The organism is Curtobacterium sp. VKM Ac-2861, assembly GCF_013204965.1.
GTDB lineage: Bacteria > Actinomycetota > Actinomycetes > Actinomycetales > Microbacteriaceae > Curtobacterium.
In genome coordinates, this window is sequence record NZ_JABMLA010000001.1 from 74,301 (window position 1) to 95,172 (window position 20,872).

At 71.7% G+C, this 20,872-nt stretch carries 20 protein-coding genes; 8 read left to right on the forward strand and 12 right to left on the reverse strand.

Features of this window, described 5'->3' with window-relative positions:
- The first annotated feature begins 5 nt into the window (after window positions 1–5).
- A complete protein-coding gene (locus HQQ88_RS00290) occupies window positions 6–197 on the forward strand; it encodes an antitoxin VbhA family protein (RefSeq protein ID WP_131846296.1) in 192 nt (63 codons plus the stop codon).
- On the forward strand, window positions 194–793 hold the full coding sequence (locus HQQ88_RS00295) for a Fic family protein (RefSeq protein WP_173168331.1): 600 nt from the start codon (window positions 194–196) through the stop codon (window positions 791–793). Before HQQ88_RS00290 ends, HQQ88_RS00295 begins: the two co-directional genes overlap by 4 nt.
- On the opposite strand, the gene HQQ88_RS00300 is transcribed toward HQQ88_RS00295, so the two are convergent.
- Window positions 775–1,632: a DUF429 domain-containing protein gene (locus HQQ88_RS00300; protein WP_173168332.1), complete on the reverse strand. Its 858-nt coding sequence runs from the start codon at window positions 1,630–1,632 to the stop codon at window positions 775–777. The genes HQQ88_RS00295 and HQQ88_RS00300 overlap by 19 nt on opposite strands.
- 32 nt (window positions 1,633–1,664) lie before the next feature.
- On the opposite strand from HQQ88_RS00300, the gene ligD reads away from it, so the two are divergent.
- Window positions 1,665–2,684: a non-homologous end-joining DNA ligase gene (gene ligD, locus HQQ88_RS00305; protein ID WP_173168333.1), complete on the forward strand. Its 1,020-nt coding sequence runs from the start codon at window positions 1,665–1,667 to the stop codon at window positions 2,682–2,684.
- A 20-nt stretch (window positions 2,685–2,704) separates the two neighbouring features.
- On the opposite strand, the gene HQQ88_RS00310 is transcribed toward ligD, so the two are convergent.
- The 3 genes from HQQ88_RS00310 to HQQ88_RS00320 form a co-directional block, all read right to left on the reverse strand.
- Entirely contained in the window at window positions 2,705–2,848 is a 144-nt protein-coding gene (locus HQQ88_RS00310) for a hypothetical protein (protein WP_173168334.1), read from the reverse strand.
- Entirely contained in the window at window positions 2,845–3,006 is a 162-nt protein-coding gene (locus tag HQQ88_RS00315; protein WP_159573681.1) for a hypothetical protein, read from the reverse strand. The genes HQQ88_RS00310 and HQQ88_RS00315 overlap by 4 nt, the downstream gene beginning before the upstream one ends.
- Before the next feature lie 138 nt (window positions 3,007–3,144).
- Window positions 3,145–4,188 (reverse strand): ATP-dependent DNA ligase, encoded by a 1,044-nt coding sequence (locus HQQ88_RS00320; RefSeq protein ID WP_123292418.1) that lies wholly within the window; start codon window positions 4,186–4,188, stop codon window positions 3,145–3,147.
- Window positions 4,189–4,357: 169 nt separating this feature from the next.
- On the opposite strand from HQQ88_RS00320, the gene HQQ88_RS00325 reads away from it, so the two are divergent.
- A complete protein-coding gene (locus HQQ88_RS00325; RefSeq protein WP_173168335.1) occupies window positions 4,358–5,401 on the forward strand; it encodes an MBL fold metallo-hydrolase in 1,044 nt (347 codons plus the stop codon).
- A gap of 17 nt (window positions 5,402–5,418) precedes the next feature.
- On the opposite strand, the gene HQQ88_RS00330 is transcribed toward HQQ88_RS00325, so the two are convergent.
- From HQQ88_RS00330 to HQQ88_RS00345, 4 genes are all read right to left on the reverse strand, one after another.
- Window positions 5,419–6,051 (reverse strand): NAD(P)H-dependent oxidoreductase, encoded by a 633-nt coding sequence (locus tag HQQ88_RS00330; protein WP_173168336.1) that lies wholly within the window; start codon window positions 6,049–6,051, stop codon window positions 5,419–5,421.
- A 159-nt stretch (window positions 6,052–6,210) separates the two neighbouring features.
- Entirely contained in the window at window positions 6,211–7,857 is a 1,647-nt protein-coding gene (locus HQQ88_RS00335) for a putative Ig domain-containing protein (RefSeq protein WP_173168337.1), read from the reverse strand.
- Between the two features lie 221 nt (window positions 7,858–8,078).
- On the reverse strand, window positions 8,079–9,911 hold the full coding sequence (locus HQQ88_RS00340; protein ID WP_173168338.1) for a hypothetical protein: 1,833 nt from the start codon (window positions 9,909–9,911) through the stop codon (window positions 8,079–8,081).
- A 136-nt stretch (window positions 9,912–10,047) separates the two neighbouring features.
- A complete protein-coding gene (locus tag HQQ88_RS00345) occupies window positions 10,048–10,950 on the reverse strand; it encodes a LysR substrate-binding domain-containing protein (RefSeq protein ID WP_111086860.1) in 903 nt (300 codons plus the stop codon).
- A gap of 105 nt (window positions 10,951–11,055) precedes the next feature.
- Here HQQ88_RS00345 and HQQ88_RS00350 point away from each other — a divergent pair, with 105 nt between their 5' ends.
- The 3 genes from HQQ88_RS00350 (at window position 11,056) to HQQ88_RS00360 (ending at window position 15,309) form a co-directional block, all read left to right on the forward strand.
- Window positions 11,056–14,514: a bifunctional proline dehydrogenase/L-glutamate gamma-semialdehyde dehydrogenase gene (locus HQQ88_RS00350; RefSeq protein WP_173168339.1), complete on the forward strand. Its 3,459-nt coding sequence runs from the start codon at window positions 11,056–11,058 to the stop codon at window positions 14,512–14,514.
- Between the two features lie 157 nt (window positions 14,515–14,671).
- A complete protein-coding gene (locus HQQ88_RS00355) occupies window positions 14,672–15,112 on the forward strand; it encodes a VOC family protein (RefSeq protein ID WP_123292422.1) in 441 nt (146 codons plus the stop codon).
- A gap of 47 nt (window positions 15,113–15,159) precedes the next feature.
- Window positions 15,160–15,309, forward strand: a complete 150-nt coding sequence (locus tag HQQ88_RS00360; protein ID WP_173168340.1) for a hypothetical protein — start codon at window positions 15,160–15,162, stop codon at window positions 15,307–15,309.
- Window positions 15,310–15,479: 170 nt separating this feature from the next.
- On the opposite strand, the gene HQQ88_RS00365 is transcribed toward HQQ88_RS00360, so the two are convergent.
- Both HQQ88_RS00365 and HQQ88_RS00370 read right to left on the reverse strand, forming a co-directional pair.
- Window positions 15,480–15,923, reverse strand: coding sequence for a thioesterase family protein (locus HQQ88_RS00365; protein ID WP_123292423.1), 444 nt, complete (start codon window positions 15,921–15,923; stop codon window positions 15,480–15,482).
- The gene (locus HQQ88_RS00370) at window positions 15,920–16,528 is read right to left on the reverse strand and encodes a QsdR family transcriptional regulator (protein WP_123939198.1); all 609 of its coding nucleotides are present in this window, start codon (window positions 16,526–16,528) and stop codon (window positions 15,920–15,922) included. Before HQQ88_RS00370 ends, HQQ88_RS00365 begins: the two co-directional genes overlap by 4 nt.
- A gap of 47 nt (window positions 16,529–16,575) precedes the next feature.
- Here HQQ88_RS00370 and HQQ88_RS00375 point away from each other — a divergent pair, with 47 nt between their 5' ends.
- Complete coding sequence (locus HQQ88_RS00375) at window positions 16,576–17,769, forward strand: acyl-CoA dehydrogenase family protein (protein ID WP_173168341.1); 1,194 nt, start codon at window positions 16,576–16,578, stop codon at window positions 17,767–17,769.
- A 112-nt stretch (window positions 17,770–17,881) separates the two neighbouring features.
- Here the strand turns inward: HQQ88_RS00375 and HQQ88_RS00380 are convergent, their stop codons facing one another.
- Complete coding sequence (locus tag HQQ88_RS00380) at window positions 17,882–19,942, reverse strand: alpha/beta fold hydrolase (protein WP_173168342.1); 2,061 nt, start codon at window positions 19,940–19,942, stop codon at window positions 17,882–17,884.
- Window positions 19,939–20,835 carry a patatin-like phospholipase family protein gene (locus HQQ88_RS00385; RefSeq protein WP_131922578.1) on the reverse strand — a complete coding sequence of 299 codons (897 nt, stop codon included), beginning with the start codon at window positions 20,833–20,835 and terminating at the stop codon, window positions 19,939–19,941. Before HQQ88_RS00385 ends, HQQ88_RS00380 begins: the two co-directional genes overlap by 4 nt.
- Between the last annotated feature and the right edge of the window lie 37 nt (window positions 20,836–20,872).

Here is a 20,872-nt window from a genome sequence, read left to right on the forward strand (position 1 = left end):
GTCTCATGGCCAAGCGAGTCGTTCGAACCGTCAGTGGCGCCGAGCGCGCCAAGCGGTCGCACGCCGTGGCGGCGGTCATCCACTCCGGCCGACTCGAAGGGTTCGAGGACAACCCCGAGTGGATTCAGTACATGAGCCGCTTCGCACGGGGTGAGATCAGCCGCGAGGAGCTCCGGGCCTTCGCACACCGCCGGTGAGTCGACCGGTCGGCGGTTACCACGACGAGCACTTCGTTCTGCGGAACAAGTTCGGAGCGACGAGCAGAGCCGCACTCGCGGCACTCGAAGTGCCTGAGGTGCAAGACCGCGAACTCGACTTGCTGCTCGGCGAGGTCGGCGGTCTCCGCGGTCTTCGACCATCGCAGCGGATTCGACGAATCCACGCCCACCTCTTCCAGGACGTCTACGAGTGGGCTGGCGAGTACCGTCTCGACGGCATCGCGAAGAACCCGGACGAACCTTTCCTGCCTCCCCAACTCATCGCTCCGCGGATGGCCCAGCTCGACGGCGAGTTGGCTGGCGGGGGAGAGATGCTGAAGCGGCCGCTCGACTTCCTCACGGAGCAGTTCGCGACGCTCAACTACATCCACCCCTTCATGGAGGGCAACGGTCGAACGCAGCGAGAGTTCTGGCGACAGTACGCGGCTGAGCACGACGTCACGCTCGACTGGCAGCAGGCGACGAAGTCCGAAAACCACTCTGCAGCGCGCCGCTCGATGCTGGGCGATCTCGGTCCACTGCGCGACCTGCTCGCAAAGGTGATCGCTTCAGACGCTCAGCGCGAGCACGACTGAACAATCTCCGGCGGCCTCCGCTGCGACGGGCGCGCGGGCGCCACCACGACCGGCTGGCGGCCCGCCTCGTCCACCGGGTCGGACGGGAGGCCCGGATCGCCTCCCAGGATCTGCACGCGCTGGTCGCCATGCCGCTCCCAGAACGCCGCCGTCCAGGCACACAGGGCACCGTCGAGCAGGTCCTCGCGGTGCTTGTGGGTCGGGCCGTGCAGCACTGACGGGTCGGCGAGCCCCGCAGTCAGCGGATGCGAGTCGAGCTGCAACGGCGGGTCGAGCGGGGTCTCGCGCACGCGCCGGACGAGCTCGTCGAACGCCTCGGCGCGGCGTGCCCGGGCCTCGGCTGCCGGCACCCTGAGGTCCAGGCGCTTGTACCGGGGCCGCTCGACGTCGTACCCGAGCTCCTCCACGCCGACCAGGGTCGTGTACGGGTAGCACTCGAACATCGCCGGCCGGGTCCTGGCGTGCATGGATGCCGTGTCGGACACGTACCCGACGCCGAGTGCGGTGAGCCGGCCGAGCAGCTGGGCGCCGGCGCTCGCCGCAGAGGCCTGGTTCGTCGGGTTCGCCGCCACCTTCCACCGGCCGTAGCGCTGTCCGACCTGCCGTTCGGACTCGCGGATGCCGGTCGGGTTCGTCACGACGAGCGAGGCGTCGACGGCGATGAGCGACCGCGGTCCGAGGCGCTCCGCGATCCAAGTCGTGACGTCGTCGACCCCGCGGGCCCATCCGGCGTCGGTGATCGTGCCGTCGGCTTCCATCGCGACCAGCCCGGTCTCGTTGGGCGCGCGGCCCGCGGTGCCGAGTCCCCACGCCAGGTCCACTCCGAGGTACGCGCTCACCCGTCCATCGTGCACCGAGTACCTTCCGCTGCATGGCGAGCGAAGCGACGACGGTGCGGGTGCCCGGTCCGGACGGGGACCGCGAGGTCCGGATCAGCAGTCCATCGCGTGTGCTCTGGCCGGACGCCGGGATCACGAAGCTCGACCTCGCCGAGTACCTGGTGACGGTGGGCGACGCCTTCGTCCGCGCGAACGGCGACCGACCGATCTCGCTGCAGCGGTTCCCGGGCGGCGTCGACGGCGAGCAGTTCTTCTCGAAGAACCCGCCGAAGGGTGCCCCCGACTACGTGCGGTCGGTCACGGTGACGTACCCGAGCGGCCGGAAGCACCCGCAGCTCGTGATCGACGAGCCGGCCGTCGCGGTGTGGGCCGCGCAGATGAACACCGTGGTCTTCCACCCGTGGGCCTCGCGCGCCGAGGACAGCGACCACCCGGACCAGCTCCGCATCGACCTCGACCCGCAGCCCGGCACGGACTTCTCGGACACGGTGCCCGTGGCGCAGGAACTCCGGAAGGTCCTGGACGAAGCGGGTCTGACGGCGTGGATCAAGACGAGCGGCAACCGCGGTCTGCACGTGTTCGCCCCGATCGCGCCCGAGCACGAGTTCCTCGACGTCCGGCACGCCGTGATCGCGGCCGCCCGGGAACTCGAACGGCGGATGCCCGACCGGGTCACGACGGCGTGGTGGAAGGAGGAGCGCGGGCAGCGGGTCTTCGTCGACTTCAACCAGGCGAACCGTGACCGCACGATGGCCGGTGCTTACAGTCCACGGGCCCTGGCGCACGCCTCGGTGTCGACGCCGATCACGTGGGACGAGCTGCCGACGGCGGACCCGGCGGCGTTCACGATCCGGACCGTCCCCGAGCGCCTGGCGACGATCGGTGACCCGTGGCAGGCGATGCACGACGACCCGGCGAGCATCGCGCCGTTGCTGGCGTGGTGGGATCGGGACCTGGAGAACGGCGAGGGCGAACTACCGTTCCCGCCGGACTTCCCGAAGATGCCCGGCGAACCGCCGCGCGTGCAACCGTCCCGAGCGAAGAAGTCCTGACCCGGAGCCAGCGGGGACCGTCAGACGGCGGGCAGTGTGTTCGTCGAGCGGTCGGGGTCGTCGACGCGGGACGTCTGCATCGGCAGTCCGACGCTCGCGGTGTGCAGGCGGGTCAGGCGCGACCAGGTGCCGCGGTGCGCGTCGCTGATGCCGTCGACGATCACGAGCCCAGGCCGATCGTGACGAGTGCGAGCGCGGTGGCGGTCACGCCGGCGATGGCGCTGATGACCGCACTGAGCTGCAGGGTGCGCTGGCGGCGTGCCTCGCGCACCTCGGTGAAGGGGTTCCGCTGCGAGTGGCGGACAAGCGTGCTGGTGCTCATGTCGATCCGCTTTCGGTCCTGGGGCTCCCGGGATGGGTGCCTCCTGCTGCTGGTCTCCATCGTGGCAGCGTTTCGCTAGTTCGGCTAACTACTTTCCTGCGATCACCGGCAAGACGACGAAAAACGGACAACCACGCGTCAGGACAGGACATCCCGCAGGTCGTACGCCGACGGCACCTCGAGCTGGTCGAACCCGCACGACTCCGCGTCGCGGTCCGGACGCCACCGTTCGAACTGCACCGTGTGCCGGAACCGGTCGCCCTCCATCTGGTCGTAACGGACCTCGAGCACGACCTCCGGCGTCAGCCGGACGAACGACGTGTCGCGACCCGACGAGAAACGCGACCGTTCCCCGTCACCGGTGACGGGCCTCCCGTCCGCATCGCGGAGCACGACCGGCTCGAGCTCGTCGACCAGGGCGAGCCGGCGCTTGTCGGAGAAGGCTGAGACGCCGCCGACCTGGCGGAGCTCACCGTCGTCGCCGTACAGCCCGACGAGCAGCGACCCGACGCCCGAGCCGCTCTTGTGCACGCGGTACCCGATCGCGACGACGTCGGCCGTCCGGTGGTGCTTGATCTTGAGCATGGTCCGCTTGCCCGGTTCGTACGGCTTGGCCCGGCGCTTGGCGACCACGCCGTCGAGTCCGGCGCCCTCGAAGGTGGTGAGCCACTCGCGTGCCTGGTCGACGTCGAGTGTGGTGCGCGTGACGAACAGTGGGTCGGACATGCCGCTCGCGAGCTGTTCCAGCCGGTCACGTCGCTCGTCGAACGGCAGGTCGACCAGCTCGTCGCCGTCCGCCGCGAGCAGGTCGAACGCGACGAACTGCGCGGGCGTCTCGGCACTGAGCTTCGCGATCCGCGAGGCCGCCGGGTGGATGCGCTGCGACAGCGCCTCCCAGTCGAGGCGCTCGGCTCCGGGCTCGCCGGAGCGCAGGATCACCTCGCCGTCGAGCACCACCGGGTGGTCGCAGCCGCCGAACTGCGCGCGGAAGGCCTCGACGAGTTCGGGGAAGTAGCGCGTGAGCGGCTTCGCCCCGCGGCTGCCGATCTCGACGTCGTCGCCGTCGATCGTCACGATGCCGCGGAAGCCGTCCCACTTCGGTTCGTACCGCAGGCCACCGGTCACGCTGTCGGGTTCCGGGACGTCGGCGACGGCCTTGGCCAGCATCGGTGCGATCTCCATGCGTCGTGTCTACTCGGGCGCCGGTGGGCAGCGCTGCGCGGCGCTGCGGGCTTCGTGAGCAGAAATGGTCGGGTCCGGCGCGACGACTCGACATCTTCTGCTCACGAAGTGCGGCCGGGAGGCCCGGATCACCCGGGGCAGGTCGGCTCGCGTCAGTACTGTGGTGCGGGTGACGACCGTGCCCCCGTCGGCAGCGCCGGCTCCGGAACCGATCAGCCCCGTGCAGGCCGCCGCGCTCCGCGACGGCGTCCTGCCGCCCGTCGAACAGGTCCGGCCGGGGATCTGGACCTTCGCGGTGCCGTTCCGGTTCGGGGTGCCCGATGCGACCCTGGTCTACGTGGTGGAGGGGTCGGACGGATCCCTCGCGCTGATCGATCCCGGGTGGTCGGCCGACGGCGGGCTCGACGAGGTCCGCGCCGCCCTGTCGGCGATCGGCCGGTCGCTCGACGACGTGTCCCTCATAGCCGTGACGCACCTGCACGCCGACCACCTCGGTGCCGCCGCCGCGATCCGCCGAGCGACCGGTGCGCGGGTCGCGATGCACGGGCTCGAGGTCGACGCGCTGGAGCGCGAGCGCACCGACGCGGTGCGGAACGACGCCGACATCGCCACGTGGGGCCTGCCGCCCGAGCTGCACGACGGCGTCGTCGCAGCCTGGGGGAGCGGACGACGGATCGGACTCGGGCGGAGCGAGGCGCCGTACGCCGACCTGCTGCTGGCCGACGGCGAGGTGCTGCCGATCCCGGGGCGCACCATCCGGACGCTCTGGACGCCCGGGCACACCGCCGGGCACGTGTGCTTCGTCGACGAGGCAGACGGGCTGCTGTTCACCGGTGACCACGTGCTGCCGCGGATCAACTCCGGGATCGGCCTCGGTGGTCGGACCGCCACGAACCCGCTCGGCGACTACCTGGCGTCGCTCGGCCGACTCGACGTGTACGCCGGGCTCGAGGTCTGCCCGGGCCACGAGTACCGGTTCACCGACGTCGTCGCACGCGCGCAGACGTTGGCTCGACACCGCGAGGAGCGGTCGCGGCACGTCGTCGAGGCGCTCGACCTGCTCGACCGGCCCACGCTGTTCGAGGTCGCCGCCCGCGTGCCGTTCAGCGGCGGGATCGAGTCGATGACCGGGTTCCTGCTCGCGAGCGCGCTGACGCAGACGGCGTTCCACGCCGAGCTGCTCGGCCGGTCCGGCGAGGTCCGCCCCGCCTGACCGCTCGCGTCCTGACGTCAGCCGAGCGTGATGGCCAGGCGCTCGATGGTCGTCTTCGCGTCGGCGAGCTCGGCAGACGCGTGCTCGGCGAGCGGGGCGAGGTCGGGCAGCCGGTCGGCCAGGGTCGCACTGACCGTGATCGGGTAGAGCTTCATGCCGAGCGCTGTGCCGAGGATGAGGTGCAGGACCGGCGAGCCGTGGTCCCAGTCCTCGGTCGGGGTGCCGGCGTCGTAGGTCGCACCGCGGCTGACCACGGTCACGACCGGCCGGCCGGCCAGGGGCTGCACGTCGCCCGCCAGGACCCCGGGGATGTGGATGCGGTCGATCCAGGCCTTGAGCGTCGACGGCACCGTGTAGTTGTACAGCGGCGACCCGACGACCACGACGTCGGCGGCGAGGAGTTCGTCGATGACCTCCTGGCGTAGTGCCTCGGCCTCGGGAGCGACGGACTCGTCCGCGGTGCGGTCCGCTGCCGCCCAGTGCAGCGCCGAGGTCTCGAGGTGCGGGAGCTGGTCGACGTGCAGGTCGCGGCGGACCACCGTGTACTCCGGGCCGCGTGCGCGCCAGGCATCGGCGAACGCGGCGGTCAGCGCGCGCGAACGGGAGTGGGAGAGGTCGGCCGAGGAGTCGATGTGCAGCAGCGTGGGCATGGTGCCCACGCTACCGACGGTGGGACGGAAACGGCCCCGCCGCCCCGGGGAGGGGACAGGCGGGGCCGAGCCGGGCCTCCCGTCCGTCACGCGGGCACGCGACGGACGGGAGACGACGGGGACCGTCAGTGCTGGTCGTACGTCAGCGCTGGTCGTCCGTCAGCGCTGTGCGCGGCGACGGCGCAGGGTGCGGGCGCCGATCAGGCCGGCACCGGCGACGAGCAGGCCGAGGGCCCAGGGCAGGGCGCCGGTGGCGTCCGAACCCGTGTAGGCGAGCTGGCCGCCACGGTTCGTCGGGGTGACCGGTGCGGCCGCGGGGACCGGGGTGACCGGAGTGGCCACGCCGGGGACGGCCGGGACGGCGGTCGGCTGGACATCCACCGCGAACGAGGTGGTGAAGTCACCGGCCGAGACGGACAGGTTGTGGATCGACGCGTGCGGGAACGTGACGTTCACGAGACCGAAGAAGCCCAGGTCGGGGTCCGGCGCGATGACGTCGCTCGCCACGTCCGAGGTGACGGTCGGGACGATCGACTCCTCGTTCTCGTCGGTGATCTCGTTGCCGAACACGTCGACCAGGCCGCCGGACACGACGAGCGTCCCGCCCTGCTTGATGGTCGGCCGGCCGCCCTCGACCTCGTTGCCGGTGTAGCCGCCCTCACCGTCGCCCGTGATGGTGAACGTGTAGACGGTGCCCTCCGGGTCGATGATCCAGCTGGTCCGGGTGCTCGTGTCGTCCTCGTCCTCGCCGAGGTCGAACGCACCGGCACGGTCGGTCGTGAAGACGATGATGCCGAGCGGCGCTGCGGCCTCGACGGTCAGGTCGACGTACTGCGTGACGGTCTCGGTGCCGCTCGTCGCGGTGACCGCGAAGGTCCAGTCGGACGCTTCCGTCGAGACGCCGCTGAGCTCACCGGTGGAGGCGTCGAACGTGATGCCGTCCGGGAGCTGGTCGTCGGGCGTGCCGGCCTCGTCGTCGTCCGAGTACAGCTCCTCGTCGAACTCCGAGAACCAGGCGAGCGCGTACTTCGGCTCCGGGAAGCCCTGCGCGCGGAAGGTGTGCGAGAACGCGTCACCGGCGGTGGTGCTCAGCTCGAGCGGGTGGTCCTCGTCGGCGCCGGCCTTCGTCGGCTTGCCGTCCTCGCCGAGGAAGGCGGGGGTCTGCGTGACGGGCGCGGTCGCGTCGGAAGTCACCGAGGTCGTCTCGGTCGCGCCGGGCAGCGTGCCGGTCACCGTGACGGTGATCGTCTTGCGCACGTCGGTGGGGTCGATGCGGTAGGTGGCGGTCTTCGACAGGACGTTGCGGTCCTGGTCAGCCCACACGTACTTGTACGAGGAGTCCTCGTCGAAGCCGGTGACGACGGCGCTCAGGAGGGTGCCGACCTTGGCCGCACCGTCGATGGTGACGGTCGCGTCGGCGGCCTTCGTGGTGACGTCCGGGGTCGGCGTCGCGGTCGGAGCCGGGGTCTCGGCGGCGGGAGCCGTCGTCGCGGGGGTGGTCGGCTCGTCGGTCGGGGTGGTCGCGTCGTCGGTCGGGGTGGGGGCCGGGGTCTCCTCGGCGGGTGCCGGGGCCGGGGTCTCCGTGGTCTCGTCCGCGGGGACCGACGGCTCGTCGGTCGGTGCGGGCGTCTCCGTCGCGACGGGCGCAGTGGTCTCGTTCGAGGTGACGGGCTGCGTCGAGTCGGTCGGCTCGACGGCGCTGGCGGCGGTCGCCGACATGATGCCGAGACCGGTGGTCAGACCGACGAGTGCGACGGTGGTGCCGACGGCGCAAGCGCGACGAACGGCGGAGGTGCTGCGGTGCACGGGTTCCCCCCATGTTCAGGTCCGGCTGGGTGGCCGGATCGTAAGAATCTGCCGAGAGTTTCGGCCTGCTCGGATCGTAGCGGGGCTGCGTGGCCGTTCAGGCGTCGGTGACCGGAATGTGACCATGGTTGGGGGGTCCGTGCGGGAACCCGCGTCGGACGGGAGGCCCGTGGCGGATCCGCCACGGGCCTCCCGTCCGTCATCCGGTGCGGTGCACCGCGTCAGGCGCGTCGGCGGCGCAGGCGGTGGACGAGCAGGCCGCCGCCGGCGGCCAGCAGGCCGAGCGCCCAGGCGAGCGGGCCGGACGTCTCCGCGCCCGTGAACGCGAGGGTGCCGGTACCGGCCGTCGGGGTCGTGGTGCCGACGGTGGCGGCCGCGGGCTGCACGTCCACGTCGAACGAGGTCGAGACGTCACCGAGTGCGACCGTGATCGTGTGCGGCGACGTGTGCGGGAAGGCGACGCGGGGCTCCCACGGGCCGTGGGGGAGCGAGACCTCGTCGCTCGACACCGTGCTCGTCACGACGGGCTGCGCGCCGTCCGACTCCCGCGTGCTGTTCCCGAACGCGTCGAGCGCCGTCACGCGGATGGCCATCGTCGACCCCTGGGCCACCGGGACCGCGTCGAACGGGATCGACTCCCCGCTCTCAGCGAAGACCTCGCGCAGCCCCCGGCCGTCGCGGAGCCAGCCCCTGGGGGACCCGATCGTCCCGACGAGCAGGCTGAGTTCCTCGGTCGCGGCCGGACGGATGGACAGGTGGACGTACTGCGTGGCCGCCCGGGAGCCGTTCATCGCCATGACCTGGAAGTCGTACTCACCGGCCACCGTCGGGGCGCCGCTCAGGACCCCGCTCGTGTCACCGACGGAGAGCCCGAGCGGCGCGGTCGGGGCTTCGTTGCCCGGGACGGGGAACGCGGTCGCACCGGTCAGCAGGACGTAGTGGAGCTCGCTCGAGGACCCGGTGGCGGTGAAGGTGCGTTCGACCTGCTCGCCTGCGATCGTCTCGATGCGGATCGGGGACTCCGGCGTCGACTGCTCGTCGAACGTGATGGTGTCCGGAGCCGCGGGTTCGCCGGTGCCCTCGACCCCGACCACCACGTCGAACGCCGTGGAGACGCCGCCCTCCGAGACCGTCACGGTCCGGGTACCGATCCCGCCGAAGGTCACGGTCGTCGAGGAGTCTCCGTCGTTCCACGTCGCCACGTCGGAGTCGTCCGTGCTGGTGACCGTCGACCGCGGGTAGTCGTCGTCACCGCCGGGGGTGGTCCGGTTGCCGTAGGCGTCGACGGCGAGCCCGGCGAGGGTGAGCGGGGTGTCCTCGGCGACGGGGATGTCCGGCACGATGCGGACTCGGCCCTGCCCGGCGGCCTGCTCCCAGATCGTGCCGTCGGCTTCGACCTGCCAGAGGCCGTCGTAGTCCGGCGTCGCGACCCCGAACGTCACGCCCACGGGGGCACCGGGGGAGACGGTGAGCTCCACGTACTCGGTGATCTGGGTCGAGCCGCTCAACGCGACGACCTCGAAGTCGAACGTGCCGGCCTCTGTCGGGGTGCCGCTCAGGACACCGGTCTCCACGTTGACGCTGTACGCCGCTGACGGGGCGTCCTGGATGGCGTAGCCCACGGTGCCGTTGCCGCCGGTGGTCTCGAAGGTGTGCGAGAACGGGGTGCCGGCGGTCGCGGTGAGGACGAGCGGGGCGTCCGCGGTCGACGGCTCCGTGAACGCGAGGTCGCTGCCGTCGTCGGCGGCGGGCGCAGCGGGCAGTGGGGTCTCCGATTCGTCGGCGGGAGCCGGCGTCGGATCGGGAGTCGTGCCTCCCGGCTGCTCGTCGGGGGTGTCGGTCGGGACGGGCGTCTCGGGCGTCTCGGGCGAGGCGGACGCAGCGGGTGTCGCGGCGCTCGTCGCCGCCGGTGTCACGGTGCTGGTCGCGGTCGGTTCCTCGGCGGCGACGGCGGTCGTGGCGCCGATGCCGAGGGCCGACGAGGCGGCGACGATGGCGACGGCGGCGCCGATCGCGGCGACGCGACGCGTGGTGGACGTGCAGGGCTGACTCATGGGATCCCCCTCGGATACCGGACGGGGCACCGAGAAGTGCCCTCACCAAGGAGATGTCGTCGACCCCGCGATCCTGACGGCCCGTCAGGTCTCGGTTCGGTCTCGGTGCAGTCAGCCGGGTCGGGGACGGGTCCCGTCAGTCGCCGACGGCCGCCGCGGCGCGTTCGAGGGCTGCGCGCAGCGCACGGACCGCGGGCGAGGACGCCCCGGCGGCGCGCACGACGGTGAAGATCGTGCGGCGGGGCTGCTCGGGCAGTTCGAGCAGCCGGCAGGTCGTCGTGCGTCCGGTCCACATCAGGTCCGGCATCAGGCTGACGGCGTTGCCGGACTCGACCAGTCGGATCTGGGTCTGCAGGTCGGCGGTCTCGTAGCGGACGTCCGGCTCGAAGCCCCAGCGTCGGCACACCTGCTCCGCGAAGTGTCGCGACGCCGTCCCGCGGGGTTCCATCACCCACGGCAGGGCCTCGGCGTCCTCGAGGCTCGAGACCGGTAACAGTGCCGTGTCGAGCGGCGGCAGCGCCAGCCGGACCGCATCGGTGGTCAGGTCCGAGCGGTCGAGCCCGGACAGGTGCGGGGCGGCGTGCGCCGGGTACTGCTCGGCGATGACCATGTCGAAGTCCCGCGCCCAGGTCTCGTTCAGGGCGGTCTCCGGCTCGCGCTGCACCATCTCGACGCGGACGTCGGGGTGCTCGGTGGCCATCTCGTGCAGGGCGTTGGGCATCAGCGCGAGGGCGGCGGACTGGAACACGGCGACGCGCACTCGCCCCTGGACCGACGGCAGGGTGTCCTCGACCTGCGCCTGGGCCTGCTCGAGCACGTCCTGCACGTGGCCGGCGGCGGCGACGAGCACCTCGGCCTGCGGGGTGAGCTGCAACCGTCGACCCGCCTTGCGGAGGAGCTGCACCCCTGCCTCGCGTTCCAGGGCGCTGAGCTGCTGCGAGACCGCCGACGGCGTGAAGTTCATGGCCTCGGCGACGGCCGCGATGGTGCCGCGGATCGACAGCTCGCGGAGCAGGACCAGGCGGCGGACGTCGAGCATGGTTTGACGGTAGCGGGGTCGCGGCTGATTCGGTAGTGCAAGTGAACGGTACCCATCAGGAACGGTCGCTTCCGCTACCGTATCCCGGGCCTCCACACTGATCCCATGACGACCCTGCAGGAGCACCCCGCCACCGACCACGACGCGCTGGCGGACCAGTCCGTCGCACTCGTCCGACAGTGGCTGGCCGAGGCCGAGTCGTTCCCGGTGGACGGCTCCGCCAAGCAGCTCGCCGGGGTGCTCGCCGACCCCGCAGGTCTGGACTTCGCGGTCGGCTTCGTGGACGGCGTCGTCCGCCCGGAAGACCTCGCCGTCGCCGCGCGCAAGCTCCGGCAGATCGCGCCCGGTGCCCCCGGGTTCCTGCCCGCCGCGATGCGCGGACTCGTGCGCCTCGGTGGCGGCATGACACCGGTGCTTCCGGGCGTCGTCGTGCCCATCGCTCGCCGAGTGCTGCGGGGCATGGTCGGCCACCTCATCGTCGACGCGACCGACTCGAAGCTCGGCCCGGCGATCGCGAAGATCAAGCGGGACGGCGTCCGCCTCAACGTGAACCTGCTCGGCGAGGCCGTGCTGGGCGAGCGCGAGGCCGCGCGCCGGCTCGAGGGCACGCACAAGCTCCTGGCACGCGACGACGTCGACTACGTGTCGATCAAGGTCTCGTCGACCGTGCACCCGCACTCGCCGTGGGCGTTCGACCACGCCGTCGACGACATCGTCGAGCAGCTCCGCCCGCTGTTCGAGCGCGCCGCGGCCTCGACCCCGGCGAAGTTCATCAACCTCGACATGGAGGAGTACAAGGACCTCGACCTGACGATCGCGGTCTTCACGAAGCTCCTCGACGAGCCCGCGTTCCTCGGGCTCGAAGCCGGCATCGTGCTGCAGGCGTACCTGCCTGACGCGCTCGCCGCGATGGAGCAGCTGCAGGAGTGGTCCGCGGCCCGCCGCGCCCGAGGTGGTGCCGGCATCAAGGTCCGCCTGGTCAAGGGCGCGAACCTGCCCATGGAGCAGGTCGAGGCCTCGGTGCACGGCTGGCCGCTCGCCACCTGGCACACCAAGCAGGACTCCGACACCAACTACAAGCGCGTGCTCGACTGGGCGCTCACCCCGTCGCGCGTCGAGAACGTCCGCGTCGGTGTCGCCGGGCACAACCTGTTCGACGTCGCGCACGCCTGGCTGCTCGCCGGCGAACGGGGCGTGCGGGACGGCATCGAGTTCGAGATGCTGCTCGGCATGGCGCAGGGCCAGGCGTCGGCAGTGAAGAACACAGTCGGTTCCCTCCTGCTCTACACGCCGGTCGTCCACCCCGGCGAGTTCGACGTCGCGATCGCGTACCTGATCCGCCGCCTCGAAGAAGGCGCCTCGCAGGACAACTTCATGTCCGCGGTCTTCTCGCTGGTGTCGTCGCCGCCGCTGTTCGCCCGCGAAGAAGAACGCTTCCGCGCCTCGCTCGTGCCGCTCGCCACACCCGAGGGCCTCGCCGCTCCCGCGTCCCACCGCGTCGCCGACCGCTACGCGGCCGTTGGGCGCCCCGGACCCGGCCGGTTCGAGAACACGCCGGACAGCGACCCGTCGGTCGCGTCGGTGCGCCAGTGGGGGTCGGCGATCACGGACCGGATCGCGTCGTCGACGCTCGGCGTCCGCGCCGTCCAGGAGGCCCGGGTCGACTCCGCCGCGTCGCTCGACTCGGCGCTCGCTCGCGTCCAGGCCGCCGGTGCGGTCTGGGGGACCTGGTCCGGTGCCGCTCGTGGCGCCGTGCTGCACGCCGTCGGCGACGCACTCGAGGCGAACCGCGCAGCACTCATCGAGGTCATGGCCGCGGAGACCGGCAAGACCATCGACCAGGCCGACCCCGAGGTGTCCGAAGCGATCGACTTCGCACACTTCTACGGCTCGCTCGCGTCGCAGCTCGACGACCTCGACGGTGCGACCTTCACCCCGGCCACGCTGACCCTCGTCGCGCCGCCGTGGAACTTCCCGGTCGCGATCCCCGCCGGCTCGACCCTGGCCGCACTCGCTGCCGGGTCCGCCGTCGTCCTCAAGCCGGCGCCCCCCGCCGAGCGCTCCGGAGCCGTCCTCGCCTCGATCATCGAGACCGCGCTCGACGCCCACGGCGCCCCGGCCGACGTGCTCGCGTTCCTGCAGGTGTCCGAGAACGAGCTCGGCCAGCAGCTCATCGCCTCGCCGATGGTCGACCAGGTGATCCTCACCGGTGCCTACGAGACCGCCGAGCTGTTCCGCTCGTTCCGCCCGGACCTGCCGCTGCTCGCCGAGACCTCGGGCAAGAACGCCGTGATCGTCACCCCGTCGTCGGACCTCGACCTCGCGGTGAAGGACGTCGTCGCCTCGGCCTTCGGGCACGCCGGCCAGAAGTGCTCGGCCGCGTCGCTCGTGGTGATGGTCGGCTCGGTCGCGAAGTCGAAGCGCTTCCGCAACCAGCTGCTCGACGCCGTGTCCTCGCTCACCGTCGGTTCCCCGACCGACCCCACCACCCAGATGGGTCCGATCATCGAGCCGGCCTCGGGCAAGCTGCTCGCCGGCCTGACGACGCTCGGCGCGGGGGAGACCTGGGCCGTCGAGCCGAAGCAGCTCGACGAGACCGGCAAGCTCTGGAGCCCGGGTGTCCGCCAGGGCGTCCGCCGCGGCTCGGAGTTCCACCGCACCGAGTACTTCGGTCCGATCCTCGGCATGATGACCGCCGACACCCTCGACGAAGCGATCGACATCGTCAACGAGGTCGACTACGGCCTGACCTCGGGCCTGCACTCGCTCGACCCGGCCGAGATCGGCACCTGGCTCGGGCGGATCCAGGCGGGCAACCTCTACGTCAACCGCGGCATCACGGGCGCCATCGTCCGTCGGCAGCCGTTCGGTGGCTGGAAGAAGTCGGCCGTCGGCGCGGGCACGAAGGCCGGCGGGCTGAACTACCTGCTCGGGCTCGGGTCGTGGGTGCCTGCTCTGTCGACTGCTGCGTCCGTTCCTTCTGCTCCGGTCAGCGCCTTCGTCCGGGCTGCCGGTGTGACCTCGGAGGTGCTCGACCGGTCGCTGGCGTCCGACGAGCAGGCCTGGTCGACGCTGTTCGGCACCGCGACCGACGTCTCGGCCCTGAGCGCCGAGCGGAACATCGCGCGGTACCTGCCGTTCCCGTCGGTGCAGGTGCGCCTGGCTTCTGGTGACGAGGATGCTGTTCCTGACCTCGTCCGCGTCGTCGCGGCTGCGCTCCGGGCCGGCACGACGATCGAGGTGTCGGCGGTCGCGGCACTGCCGTCGTCCGTCGCCGCGGCGATCCGATCGTTGCCCAACGTGCGCTCCGTGTCGCAGTCGGTCTCCGACGAGTCCTTCGCGTCGTCGATCGGGGCGGGTCCGTCGACCCGTGTCCGCCTCATCGGCGGCGACACCTCGGCGCTGTACTCGGCGATCGGTGGGCGTCCCGACGTCGCGGTGTACGGCGGCCCGGTGACCGAAGCCGGTCGGCTCGAGATCCTGCCGTTCGTCCGCGAGCAAGCGGTCTCGATCACGGCGCACCGCTTCGGCACGCCGAACCACCTGACCGACGACCTCATCTGACCGGAACGCGGCGCTGGCGTTCGGGTCCAGCGCCGCTGTCCGGTCGCCGCACGCTGTCGGGCTGCACCGAGGCGGCAGGGGTTGCCTCGGGTGCGCGTCGCAGCCACGGCGCGCACCCGACGGCCCTGCGTCGGGTCGAACCCGGAGGAGCTCCACCATGACCGAACCGTTCGCACGCCCGACCGCCCTCGCCCACGTCCGCGTCACCGTGACCGACATCCACCGCAGCAAGGCGTTCTACCAGCAGCTGCTCGGCACCGACCCGGCGATCGACTTCAGCGACCAGGTCGACGAGCCCGGCGTGCGCGAGGACCGTGAGCGCTTCTACGGCGGCTCCGTGTTCCGGCTCGGCGACCAGGTCTTCGGTCTCCGCCCGGTCGCCCCGGCGGGGCAGACGTTCGACCCGGACACCGTCGGGCTCGACCACGTGAGCTTCGTCGTGGGGTCGGTCGACGAGCTGCACCAGGCGGCTGCACGCCTCGACGCCGCAGGGGTCGAGCACGGCGAGGTCACCGACCTCGGCGACGCCGGCATGGTGATCCTGTCCGTGCAGGACCCCGACGACATCAACCTCGAGCTCGCTGCCCTCAAGTCCTGAGCAGGCCTCGGGCCGCGGGCTAGCATGGGGTGACGAGAGGGGACGTCATGCGCTTCGTGCGAGCCATCGGCCGGGGGACCGGCTTCGTGTTGTCGACCATCGCGAAGGTGCTCGGCACCCTGAACGGCGCGAAGCCAGCGGGCGACGACCTCGCCGCGCGGCTGAACCAGCCGAGCCGCGACGACTACCGCCCCTGACCTGCTCGCTGCGCCAGCCACCGGAGCCTGGTCCCGATCCGGCCTGCACAACCAAAGTGTCCTCGAACCACGCGATTGCGCGGTTCGAGGGCACTTTGGTTGTGCGCCGGGGTGGGCAGGGTCGGCGCCCGAGCGGCGGCGCAGCGTCGGCGCCGGGCGCGTCCCCGCGGTCAGTCGGCGACGGCGGGCTCCTGCGCGACCATCGTGCCGGTCACGAGCGCGCGCAGCGACTCCGGCAGGGGGATCGGTCGGCGGGCGCCCTCGCGGTCGATGATGACGTGCGCGAACTCACCGGTGGCGAGCAGTGCGCCGTCGGACTGCCGGAACAGGCCGAACTCCCACGACAGGCTCGTGTTGCCGAGGTGCTTGGACCGCATCCCGACCTCGATGACGTCCGGCCACACGGCGGACTCGACGAAGCGGCAGCTCGACGACACCAGCACTGCGATCCACTCCGACGTGAACGGGTCCAGGCCCGCTTCCTCGCGGAACCAGTACGTCGACGCGTTGTCCATCGCCGAGTAGTAGATCGTGTTGTTGACGTGCCCGAACATGTCGTTGTCGTTCCACCGTGTGGGGTAGAGGCGGCGGAACGGGTACTCGTCGATGGTCATCGGTCTCCGATCGGAGGTGCGGGTGTGGCGTGATCGGCGGCGGGGCGCAGCACGTACTCGAACGCGGCGCGTGCCCGGACGGGGTCGGGGGCCTCACCGGAGATGAACTCAGCGTAGGTGAACGACTCTGAGATCCGGACGAGCAGCCGGGCGAGCTCCTCGGCGGACAGCGGGGCCGGATCGAACTCGCCGGACGACTGCTCCTCGACCACGAGCGCGGTGACCCGCTCGACGAACCGGCTCTGGACGTCGCTCTCCGAGGTGGTCAGCAGGCGCATCGCCCGCGCGGGTTCGCGGGTCAGGAAGGCGCGGAAGTAGGTGGCCTCGATGAGGTCGGCGGTGAACCGGTCGAGCACGTCGACGATGCGCGCCGCTCCGGACGACCCGATCGTGTCGGCAGCACGGGACGCCCGGTCGAGCGTCGGGACTGCGAGGGACCACAGGATCTCGGACAGCAACCGGTCACGGTTGCCCACCCACCGGAACAGTGACGTACGGTCCACGCCGAGTGCGGCAGCCAACGCGCCCATGTCGATCCGTGCGCCGTCGATGAACGTGTGGCGGGCCTCCCGGAAGGCGCGCAGCGCAGAATCCGATGTGTACACGCGAGCCTCCCTTGCAACGTTTTCGAGAATGATGCATCGTTGGTTCCATGTCAACGCTGACGCCCACGACGGGCCTCCTCGAATCGGACTTCTACGGCTTCCAACAGCAGCTGACCGAGCCGGAGCGCGCGTCGATCGGGCGACTCCGCGAGTACCTCGAGCGCGATGTCGCGCCCATCGCCGACGGGTACTGGGCACGCGCCGAGTTCCCGATGCAGGTGATCGCGCCCCTCGCCGAGCTGGGCATGTACGGGCCGGGGATCCCGCTCGTGCGCCAGTTCGAGAACTCGGCCGTGTACCGCGGGTGGGCGGCGCTCGAGCTCGGACGCGTCGACGCCAGCGTCGCGACGTTCATCGGCGTGCAGTCGGGTCTGGCGATGAACTCGATCGCCGTCGCCGGCAGCGAGGAACAGCAGCGCGAGTGGCTGCCGCGCATGGCGGCCGGCGAGCTCATCGGTGCGTTCGGCCTGACCGAACCGCTGTCCGGCAGCGACTCCGCCCGTGGCCTGCGCACCACCGCCCGCCGCGACGGCGACACGTGGGTGCTCGACGGTGAGAAGCGTTGGATCGGCAACGCCACCTTCGCCGACGTCGTCGTCATCTGGGCGAAGGACGTCGCGGACGAGCAGGTGAAGGGCTTCCTGGTCACCACGGACACCCCCGGCTTCACCGCCACCAAGATCGAGGACAAGATCGCGCTGCGCGGGGTGCAGAACGCCGACATCGTCATGCAGGGCGTGCGCGTGCCGGAATCGCGTCGGCTCCAGCGCGCCGACTCGTTCCGGTCGACGGCCGAGGTGCTCCGTCTGACCCGCACCGAGGTGGCCTGGCAGGCCGTCGGCATCGCGGTCGGCGCCTACGACGCGGCGCTCGCGTACGCCCGCGAGCGGATCCAGTTCGGTAAGCCCATCGCCGCGCACCAGCTCGTGCAGGACCTGCTCGTGAAGTCGCTGTCGAACATCACGGCCTCGATCGCGCTCTGCACGCAGGCCTCGGCCATGCAGGACGCCGGCGTCGGGGGCGACGAGCACTCCGCCCTGGCGAAGGCGTTCGCGACCGCGAAGATGCGTGAGACCGTCGGCTGGTGCCGCGAGGTGCAGGGCGGCAACGGCATCGTGCTCGACAAGGGCGTCGCCCGGTTCTTCGCGGACGCTGAGGCGATCTACTCGTACGAGGGCACGCGCGAGGTGAACACGCTCATCGTCGGGCGGGCGATCACCGGACAGGCCGCGTTCGTCTAGCGCGGGCCGACTCGGGCCGGGTCGGGTCGATCGGGTGGATCCGACCCGGAACGACGTTCTCGATGTCGTGCGACGTCGATCGTGACGTTCCGGGTCGACCGCCACGCCCGCGCTACCCGAGCAGCTCCGGCCGCTCCCACTCCTGGTCGAGCACGTGCTGCCCGAGGAACGCGAACACCGTCTCGTACCAGACCACGGCGTGCTGCGGCGAGAGCACCCAGTGGTTCTCGTCCGGGAAGTACAGGAACCGGTGCGGCATCGTGCCGTCGTCTGCCGCGTGGTGCTCGGCGAGCTCGGACCACAGTCGCAGCCCCTCGCCGATCGGCACCCGGTAGTCCTTGTCGCCGTGGACCACGAGCATCGGTGACGTGATGTCCGCCACGAACCGGTGCGGGTCGTTGGCCTCGATGCCGGCGGCGTCGAAGATCGACGACCAGTACTGCGACGAGTCCGTGGTGCCGTTGAACTGGTCGAGCGCCCACAGGCTCGCGTGCGTGACGATCGCGCGGAAGCGGTCGGTGTGCCCGGCGACCCAGTTCGCCATGTAGCCGCCGAACGAGCCGCCCATCGCCGCCGTACGGGTCTCGTCGATGTCCGCTCGGGCCTCGACCGCGTCCGTGATCGCCAGCAGGTCGGTGTACGGCGCCTGCCCCCACGCGTTCCATCCACGGTTCACGAAGTCGAGCCCGTAGCCGGTCGACAGTGCGGGGTCCGGCAGCAGCACGGCGTACCCGCGCGCCGCCAGGAGCATCGGGTTCCACCGCCACGACCACTGGTTCCACGAGTTGAGCGGTCCGCCGTGGATCCAGAGCAGCAGCGGGTGCGGCCCGTCACCGTCCGGCACGACCAGCCAGCCGCGCACGCGCGCGCCGTCGGCCGCGGTCGTCTCGACCTCTTCCAGGTGCGCGGGGACCTCGGGCAAGGGCGCGGGCGTCGCGAGCGGGGTCACCTCGCCGTCCGTCGCGATCCGCACGGGGTGCAGTGGTGCCGCCCAGGAGGCCCGGAGCGCCACGACCGCGCCCGTCGCCTCCGCCACGCGCAGGCTCGAGTACGCCCAGTCGTCGTGGGTCAGCTGCTCGACGGCTGCGCCGTCGAGCGGGATGCGGAACACGGGCGCCCGGCCGTCCTGGTCGGCCACGGCGAGCAGTGCGCGGTCGCCGTGCTCGAACACGAGTTCGCTCGGCCAGCGGTCCCAGTCGGTGGCGATGCGGTGCGGGTCCGACCCGTCGATGCCGGCCGTCCAGACCTCTTGCTGGTTCGCACCGGCGGGGGTGGAGCGCACCGTCCGGACCCACGCGATCGTGCGACCGTCGTGGCTCAGCGCGGGCATCTCGTGGTCGACGTCGGCGTCGTCGAACAGCACCGTGCGGTGGCCGCTGGTGCAGTCGATCGTGACGAGCGTCGAGCGGTCCCCACGGGCCTCCCGGACACCCACAGCTGCCAACAGGACGGAACCGTCGGGCGTGAGTGCCCCGGCGACGTGGGCCAGCGACCGGCCGGGAGCCGGCGTGCGGTCGGTGAGGCGGGGGAGCGCGGTTGCGTCCTCGGCGTGGTCTTCGGTCTGGCCCTCGGCCAGGTCGAGCGTGAGGACGTGCGTCTGGTCGGGGCCGAGGTCGTGGTCCCAGTACCGGACCGGGTACGTCTCGTGCAGGATCGCGCGGACCTTCTTGCCCGTTCGGGCCTTGCGGAGCTCGGCGTCGGTGTCGATCACGGTCGCCGGGTCAGAGCCGGCACCCGGCAGCAGGTCGGCGGTGAGCGCGACGGTGTCGGCGGCCGCAGCGGTCGCCAGGACGCCGCCGACCCCGCCGGTGAGCAGCGTGAGGGGGCGGGCTTCACCACCGGCCGCCGGGAGGACCCAGAGCTGGGCGGCGTCGACGTCGGCGGCGTCGGCGTCGGGGCGGGCGGAGACGAAGAGGAGTTCGCCGGTGCGGGTGAAGGCGATGCCGCCCTCGCCCTTGGCGGAACGGGTGAGGCGGACCGGGCGTGCGGTGGGTCCGTCCGCGTCGACGGTCGGGGTCGCGGGCACCTGCCAGATCGAGCGCCGGTACCCGGTGCGGTCCGGGTCGAGCACACTGACCGTCAGGGCGACGCGCTCACCGTCGGGGCTGATCGCGATCCCGTCGACCCGGGGGAGCGCGATGTACTGGTCGAGGTCGGAGAACGGCGTCGTCATGCGACCACGCTCACCAGGTCATCGGCCCAGAAGGCGGCGATCTGCTCGGCGACCGCCGTCCCCTGGGCGCGGCCGGCTTCGGCCGAGGGGGCCTGGGTGGCCAGCGAGAGCGAGTTCGTGCCGAAGGCTTCCTGCGCGGTGCTGTCCGCCACGACGACCTCGACCGAGCTGCCGCCGGCGCGGAGCGACTCGACCGCGACGTCGAGCCACGGGCCGACCGGCGACGGACCCTCGGGACCGCAGGCGATGACGAGGACACGCTCGTGTCCGGCGGCGGCGTCGGCGTTCGTGCCGGAGCGGACCCCGCCGTCGACGTACGGTCGGCCCTCGATGCCGACGGGCGACCACACGAAGGGCACGGAGCAGCTCGCGGCGACCGCACGGGGGAGCGGGACGCCGTCGGCCGCGGTCAGCAGTCGGAACGTGCCGTCGGTGGCGTCGACCGCGGTGATCGCGAGCGGCTTCGCCGGCCAGTCGGTGGACGGCAGGGTCTCGGTGAAGGTCGCCACGCGCTCGTCGTCGGACTGTCCGTCGGTGACCTGCTGGGCGGCGAGGCCGAGGCGGGCGCGGGCGTCCTGCTCACCGGTCGCGCCCTCGAGCGCGGCACCGATCCGCTGTTGGACGGCGTCGGTGTCGATGGCCGGCGGCTCGACGTAGGTCGTCGGCGCGGGGGTGTGCTGCTGGTCGTACGCCTGCTGCACCGCGCCGTTCCGGACGAAGGCGCCGACGACGCTGCCGGCGCTCGTGCCGACGACCAGGTCTGCGGCATCGAGGTCGACGCCGGCGTCCTGCAGGGCGGTGAGGACGCCGACCTCCCAGGCGATGCCGGCGACACCTCCGCCCCCCAGGACGAGGGCTCTGGATCCGGGAACGGGCGTGCTGGCATCGGTCATGGGTCTTGCTTACCAGCTGCGTGCGACGGGCCGGTGG

Bases quoted from the DNA above. Each gene is read 5' to 3' on its own strand.
- HQQ88_RS00340 (WP_173168338.1), bottom strand. From the start codon at position 9,911: ATGAGTCAGCCCTGCACGTCCACCACGCGTCGCGTCGCCGCGATCGGC.
- HQQ88_RS00350 (WP_173168339.1), top strand. From the start codon at position 11,056: ATGACGACCCTGCAGGAGCACCCCGCCACCGACCACGACGCGCTGGCG.
- ligD (WP_173168333.1), top strand. From the start codon at position 1,665: ATGGCGAGCGAAGCGACGACGGTGCGGGTGCCCGGTCCGGACGGGGAC.
- HQQ88_RS00360 (WP_173168340.1), top strand. From the start codon at position 15,160: ATGCGCTTCGTGCGAGCCATCGGCCGGGGGACCGGCTTCGTGTTGTCG.
- HQQ88_RS00375 (WP_173168341.1), top strand. From the start codon at position 16,576: ATGTCAACGCTGACGCCCACGACGGGCCTCCTCGAATCGGACTTCTAC.
- HQQ88_RS00380 (WP_173168342.1), bottom strand. From the start codon at position 19,942: ATGACGACGCCGTTCTCCGACCTCGACCAGTACATCGCGCTCCCCCGG.
- HQQ88_RS00320 (WP_123292418.1), bottom strand. From the start codon at position 4,188: ATGGAGATCGCACCGATGCTGGCCAAGGCCGTCGCCGACGTCCCGGAA.
- HQQ88_RS00365 (WP_123292423.1), bottom strand. From the start codon at position 15,923: ATGACCATCGACGAGTACCCGTTCCGCCGCCTCTACCCCACACGGTGG.
- HQQ88_RS00315 (WP_159573681.1), bottom strand. From the start codon at position 3,006: ATGAGCACCAGCACGCTTGTCCGCCACTCGCAGCGGAACCCCTTCACC.
- HQQ88_RS00345 (WP_111086860.1), bottom strand. From the start codon at position 10,950: ATGCTCGACGTCCGCCGCCTGGTCCTGCTCCGCGAGCTGTCGATCCGC.
- HQQ88_RS00330 (WP_173168336.1), bottom strand. From the start codon at position 6,051: ATGCCCACGCTGCTGCACATCGACTCCTCGGCCGACCTCTCCCACTCC.
- HQQ88_RS00355 (WP_123292422.1), top strand. From the start codon at position 14,672: ATGACCGAACCGTTCGCACGCCCGACCGCCCTCGCCCACGTCCGCGTC.
- HQQ88_RS00290 (WP_131846296.1), top strand. From the start codon at position 6: ATGGCCAAGCGAGTCGTTCGAACCGTCAGTGGCGCCGAGCGCGCCAAG.
- HQQ88_RS00385 (WP_131922578.1), bottom strand. From the start codon at position 20,835: ATGACCGATGCCAGCACGCCCGTTCCCGGATCCAGAGCCCTCGTCCTG.